Source organism: Deltaproteobacteria bacterium (assembly GCA_019309045.1).
Classification (GTDB): domain Bacteria; phylum Desulfobacterota; class Syntrophobacteria; order BM002; family BM002; genus JAFDGZ01.
In genome coordinates this window covers 1-5,599 of record JAFDGZ010000129.1, presented here as the reverse complement: position 1 = coordinate 5,599, position 5,599 = coordinate 1, and the positions used below count along the sequence as shown (strand labels likewise).

The following is a 5,599-nucleotide window of genomic DNA, read 5'->3' as shown; positions in this document are numbered from 1 at the left end:
TGCCATGATATATCTCACCTCGTTGATGATAGGTTCCTTGCTTCAAACGCATTCTATCTGCTTGTTTTATCAAGCACAACGAGGTTTCCTACTTTTTTTGACGGTGGATTAGGGGCAACAGCGGGTTGGACAGCTGACACTTCAGCAGGAGAAATTCAATCGATTTTGAGATTATATTCTCTGGCCACGGAGGTGCTCATCAGCACTGCCCGGTCGATTTCTTCGAATGGAAAGGAGTCGGTGTCAATTACCAGATGTGGGGCACGCTGATCGAAACGGAGACCATAGAGTGGAGCATTGTGATAAAGCTCCGTGCCTGGCAGCACGTGGAGAGCGCTGAAGATCAGCCTGGCTGGCTGCATGGCCATGACGCTGCGGATTGACCTGACAACGCGGAAGAAATTGTCGCCCGGGAGGCCAACAATGAGATCGCAGAGCACCTGAATGCCAGAATCCTGCAAGAGCTTTATGGCGCGGGCGAACTTTTCTGGTTGATACTGTCTCTGCATGAGCAGCAGAGTATCGTGGTGCACTGTCTGGGGTCCGGTCTCCACGCTGGCCACATTCGCCTGGCGAAGCAGGGACACGGTTTCTTCATCCACGTTTTCTGCGATTATTTCAACGGTCAGCAGCCGAGCGCCAGACTGGTTTGCCTCGGAGATCAGCTGGGCCAGCCTGCGCAGGCGGTCTTTTTTCAGATTAAACACCGAATCGACCAGGTGAAAGGAGGTTATGCCGGGGGTATTGCTGATCAGTTCAATCTCCTTCTGAATCCTCTTCTCCGGATAGAAACGGACTTTGGGAAAGTTCTTGCCCTCATAGCAATAGGCGCAGTGAAAGGGACAACCTCTGGAGGTTTCTACATAGGTGACTCCCTCGCGGGGAGTGAGGACGCCGGTTAGATAAGGCGAAGGGATCTCGCCCAGATTAGGGATTGGGGGGCGCTCCGGCGTGTTCACAATAGTGGTTCCCTGGCGATAAGATATGCCTTTGATTTTTGCTGATAATTGCCTGCCACGCACCAGCTCTTTGAGCAACTCCTGGAAAGTAGCTTCTCCTTCTCCGCGGACGATGATGTCCACCGCCTCGTGCTGCCTCAGGTAGTCTTCTGCAATGGGAGCAACTTCCGGTCCGCCGAGCACGATAATGCTTTCGGGAACAATGGTCTTGTAAAACCTGGCCACTTCCAGGCTCACTTCCACATTCCAGCAGTAACAGGAGAGCCCCAGTATGTGGGGTCGTGTCTTACTGAGATAGAACAGCGCTTGCCTTGCATCATTGCTTTCCACACTGAAGTCCAACAGGTCAATGTGGACCCTCTTGCGCAGCCAACCGTCCTTTTCTGCGTACGCCTTGAGAAAACCGTTGGCCAGAGAGAAATGATTGGCGGCATTGAAGGAAAGTAAAGTGACTTTGAGAGAAGGCATAAGGTATCCGGGCTAAGGTGTCGGCATACTCTGGACAAGATTCCTGATGTCGTTCAGATGTACCGTTTCCGTCACTGGCTTGAACTGCTGCCTGGCCGGGGCTCGGTCATAGGCTGGGGGAACCCCGGGGCAGCAATCACTGTACACACACCGATGGCACTGCTCCAGAAGCGTGGAACGTTCTCTGGGTAAGGTGTAGAGTTCACCCACATGAGCCTCGAAGCCCGCCATCTGACAGAGAGGGATTTTCTCAGTAACAACCCAGGTCCGATTGAGTAGCGCCAGGTTGATGGCATTGTGAATTGTGGGCAGAGCTTGGCCATAGGCCGCATCCGTCATATCCCAGCTGAGCACGATGCGGTCAGGCCTTATGCTGACCAGGTGGACAATGGTGTCCGGCAGCAGGTGCAGGTTGGCGTCACGTAAAGAAATCCGCACGCAGAGAAAGGGGGCCTCGTTGTCCTCTGCAATCGCCACCTGGCGCAGAAGCTCCATGGCAGCCCAACTCTGGCGACAGCTGCCGCTTTTTCTTGTGAGACTGTCGTGGACGTGCGGCTCCGCAGCATAGATCATGACCTCGAAATGATGGCAACCCCTTTCTGTCAACTGTTGCAAAAGGGCTATATCAGCTAGCATAGTGCCATTGGTGCGTATGCGGATGCGAGGAAAGCCATGGGAGCGGGCAGCAGCCACCAATTCTGCTATATCACTGCGCAGCAAAGGTTCGCCGCCGTAAAAGGAGATCCCCTCTCTGGGAGGGGCCACCCTGTGCATGGAGTCGATAATTTGCTGTCTGCTCTCAGAGGGAGGCTGGCCGGCAACAGGACACTGGTGGCATTCCAGATTGCAGCGTGAGCCGATGAAAACTTCAAGGAAGGGAACCATGGCGACTATTTCTTGAGAAAAAACTTGCCGGCTGCCTTGATCTTGTTGGCGGTATTTCTTATCTCCCTGGCCTCTTTGACCCCCGGGATATCCTCCAGCTTGGGTTGGCCAGAGTCTTTGCTCTGTTCTTGCCCCTCTTCTCTGTCAGCAGCAGAGACCCTGTCTGCGCTTTTCTTGGGGTCAATCCAGGTGGAAAGTTCATCTTCTTTCCTGGTGGCCTTCTTGAATTCTCGGATGCTCTTGCCAAAGGCTTTGCCTATCTCAGGCAGCCTCTTGGAGCCGAAGATGAGCAGCACAATGATCAAGATAATGAAAAGCTCTTGAGGTCCTAGACCGAACATGGCAATATTCCCAACTTGGTGATCCTCACAGTGTCAGGCTACCTGTTCAGCGAAATGTTCAGGCCAGCCGTCGACATCATTCCTCTAGCGGGCATAACTGTGAAGCCCGCTCAGGAGAAAGTTTACTCCAAAATAGGTAAACAGAACACAGAAAAAACCAATGATGGCAAGCCAGGCCATCCTGCGGCCGTGCCAACCTCGCACCATCCTCGAATGAAGCATGAAGGCATAAACCAGCCAGGTGATGAGGGACCAGGTTTCCTTCGGGTCCCAACTCCAGTAGTTTCCCCAGGCCGAGTTTGCCCATACTGATCCAGTTATGATTCCCACTGAAAGGAGTAGAAAGCCGAAGACCACGTTCTGGTAGATCAGTTCATCCAGTGTTTGAATTGAAGGCAGATGTTGCAGCACTCCGGGTCCGGGGTTGGCTGGCGCTGCCCTGCTTTTTTTGATGAGATAAAGGACTCCCAGACCGCAAGCTACTGCAAAGGCTGCGTAGCCAAGAAAACAGGTAATGACATGGGCGATGAGCCAATTGCTTTTGAGTGCGGGAATAAGGGGCTGGATCTTGCTTTCGACACTCGGCGAGAAAGAAGCATAGGCCATGGCCAGAAAAGCGACGCCCAGAGGAAAGACTCCCAGAGCATAGTTTCGGTAGCGAAACTCAGTGAGCAGGTAAATGAGGACAACTGCCCAGGCTCCGAACACCAGTGATTCGTAGAAGTTGGCGAACGGCGCGTGCCCGAAGCCCAGTTGGTAAGATTCAACCCACCTGAGGATGATGCCCGCTGTGTGCAGGAGCAGCCCGGCCCAGGCGGTCCAGATTGCCAGACGGGCCGCCATCTTGAAACGAAACAGCCAGCCGGCGCCATAACAGAGCGCTGCCAGCAGGTAGGTGAAAGTGACAATACTGAGAAGAAGCGAGCTGCTCATCATCAATTTCCTATGTACGCTGTGAGTCAGGTTTCATGTTCTCTATGTCGTGCACCAATTGTTGGAAGTCCTTTTCAAAGGCCAGGGCATGTTTGTTGGTATTGCCAGCAATATGGACTGCGGTTCCCTTTTGCCCTGGAGTCAAGGCCAGCCAGACGCGGCGGTGACTCTGGTAGAGAGCAAAAATCAGGCTGAGCAGCATCAGCACAAAGCCGAGATAAATCAACCACACTCCGGGATCTTTTTTTACCTCCAGCCCCGTGTAATAGCTGTTCGCATATTTCAGGACGTTTATCCGCAGACCATCCAGACGGTTGCCGTGAAAGCCGGGCTGTTTTGCCACGATCCAGCCGCTGTCCGGCTCCTGGTTCTCACGTGCCATGCCAATGTAGAAAGCCGGACCAAAATTGCCGATGTTATCCGCGTAGTCCATAATGACCAGTCGATCCTTGCTGCCCGGGATTGTTATTGGCTGTCGGAAAGGGACCTCGAGTTGCTGGGACTTGCCATTGCTTACGTTTTCAAGCTTCAAGACTATATTGGTGGGCTGGCTGCCATAGGTGGACTGGTAGAAGTTGATGCCTCTGAAGGTAAAGGGATCATTTACCCGAATGGCTGCCTGTTTCACCACGCGCCCATCCACCAGGATGCTCACATCAGAGCGGAACTCCTTTGGCGAGCCATTGTCGTAGAAAGCAACGGTGAACTTGTCGCAGCGCACCTCGAAGTCGAGTGGAATCACCTGCCCCTCCCTCCTGAGGTGGACGTGACTTTCTGAGGTCTTCTCCGGAATGGTCATAAAGCCCCTGAAGCCGAACAATGAACCGACCAGAGCGCCGGCAAAGACCAGCAGCACGGAGAGGTGGACAAAATAGACCCCCAGGCGGCCCCAGCGCCCTTTTTCTGCCACGGCAAAATACTGTCCCTCTTGCTGCTGCCAAACACACTTGGTGAAGCGGCTGGAGAGGAGATTGCTGATCAGGGTCTTGCTCTCCTGCGGACTGGTGGGCAGCTCGACTCTGCCGTGCAGGTGCATTTTCTCGATTCTGCTCGGAGTCATCATTTTTCTGCCGGCCCGCAATGCCTTGAGGGTTTTGGGCAAACGGCGCATGGAGCAGACGATGAGATTGGCGCTCAACAGGATGAGCAGCAGGCGGAACCACCACGAATGATACATGTCTCCAAGATCCAGGAGCTCGATGAGGGCATTGAGCTTGGGGCCAAACTGCCGCAGACGTTGTTCAGAGGTAATTTCCTGGGGAATGAGTGTTCCGAATATGGAGGTAATCGCCAGAGCCCCGAAGAGAAAAAGGCTCAACCTCATGGAGGCGAAAAAGCCGTAAATTCTATCCACAACAGTTCTATTTTGCGTCATGATCACCGCACTTTTGCAAAAGTGTATCATCATAACATGATCCCCTGAGCCATTCAACATTACCCGGGGTAAGGATTTTCCTGGTTTAACCGGATGATGTCAGTTGCTCTGACCTGCTCGCCTGGCAATTTTCAGACAGCCACTACCAGGGCAATGCAGACAAGATAATTATTGCTAATTTGCTTCCTTCATGATAAGTATCAGCCGATTTTCCTAGTATTTTTTCTCATATAAATAATGGAGATTTTCGGGCATGATCCTAGACCCTGTCCTGGGCTGGTTTTCCAATGATCTGGCCATAGATCTCGGAACCGCCAACACTCTAGTTTATGTAAAAGGTAAGGGCATCGTCTTGAGTGAGCCCTCTGTTGTAGCAGTGCGCCGAAACGGTCGGGGCAACAATAAAGTTCTGGCTGTTGGCAGAGAAGCCAAAATGATGCTGGGCCGAACTCCGGGCAACATCGTGGCCATCCGCCCCATGAAAGACGGCGTCATTGCCGATTTCGAAATCACCGAGGCTATGCTGCGCCATTTCATCAGGAAAGTGCACAACCGGCGCACCCTCATACGGCCCCGGATCATTGTCTGCGTTCCTTCCGGGATCACGCAGGTGGAAAAGAGGGCAGTACGCGAGTCAG

6 protein-coding genes are annotated in these 5,599 nt (G+C 53.1%); 1 reads left to right on the top strand and 5 read right to left on the bottom strand.

The annotated features are described in order from the left end of the window. Window positions 1–155: 155 nt before the first annotated feature. From JRI89_16295 to JRI89_16275, 5 genes are all read right to left on the bottom strand, one after another. The gene (locus JRI89_16295) at window positions 156–1,427 is read right to left on the bottom strand and encodes a B12-binding domain-containing radical SAM protein (protein ID MBW2072795.1); all 1,272 of its coding nucleotides are present in this window, start codon (window positions 1,425–1,427) and stop codon (window positions 156–158) included. A 12-nt stretch (window positions 1,428–1,439) separates the two neighbouring features. Further along, window positions 1,440–2,312, bottom strand: a complete 873-nt coding sequence (locus tag JRI89_16290; GenBank protein ID MBW2072794.1) for a radical SAM protein — start codon at window positions 2,310–2,312, stop codon at window positions 1,440–1,442. Between the two features lie 5 nt (window positions 2,313–2,317). Further along, window positions 2,318–2,653: a twin-arginine translocase TatA/TatE family subunit gene (gene tatA, locus JRI89_16285; GenBank protein ID MBW2072793.1), complete on the bottom strand. Its 336-nt coding sequence runs from the start codon at window positions 2,651–2,653 to the stop codon at window positions 2,318–2,320. Between the two features lie 84 nt (window positions 2,654–2,737). After that, window positions 2,738–3,586 (bottom strand): c-type cytochrome biogenesis protein CcsB, encoded by an 849-nt coding sequence (ccsB, locus tag JRI89_16280; protein MBW2072792.1) that lies wholly within the window; start codon window positions 3,584–3,586, stop codon window positions 2,738–2,740. Window positions 3,587–3,596: 10 nt separating this feature from the next. Next, window positions 3,597–4,994: a cytochrome c biogenesis protein ResB gene (locus JRI89_16275; protein MBW2072791.1), complete on the bottom strand. Its 1,398-nt coding sequence runs from the start codon at window positions 4,992–4,994 to the stop codon at window positions 3,597–3,599. A gap of 220 nt (window positions 4,995–5,214) precedes the next feature. On the opposite strand from JRI89_16275, the gene JRI89_16270 reads away from it, so the two are divergent. Then, window positions 5,215–5,599, top strand: a 385-nt coding sequence (locus tag JRI89_16270) for a rod shape-determining protein (GenBank protein ID MBW2072790.1), incomplete at its 3' end; no start/stop codon positions are given.

Coding starts and splice junctions, on each gene's coding strand:
- JRI89_16295 (MBW2072795.1), bottom strand. CDS start 1,427: ATGCCTTCTCTCAAAGTCACTTTACTTTCCTTCAATGCCGCCAATCAT.
- JRI89_16290 (MBW2072794.1), bottom strand. CDS start 2,312: ATGGTTCCCTTCCTTGAAGTTTTCATCGGCTCACGCTGCAATCTGGAA.
- tatA (MBW2072793.1), bottom strand. CDS start 2,653: ATGTTCGGTCTAGGACCTCAAGAGCTTTTCATTATCTTGATCATTGTG.
- ccsB (MBW2072792.1), bottom strand. CDS start 3,586: ATGAGCAGCTCGCTTCTTCTCAGTATTGTCACTTTCACCTACCTGCTG.
- JRI89_16275 (MBW2072791.1), bottom strand. CDS start 4,994: ATGATGATACACTTTTGCAAAAGTGCGGTGATCATGACGCAAAATAGA.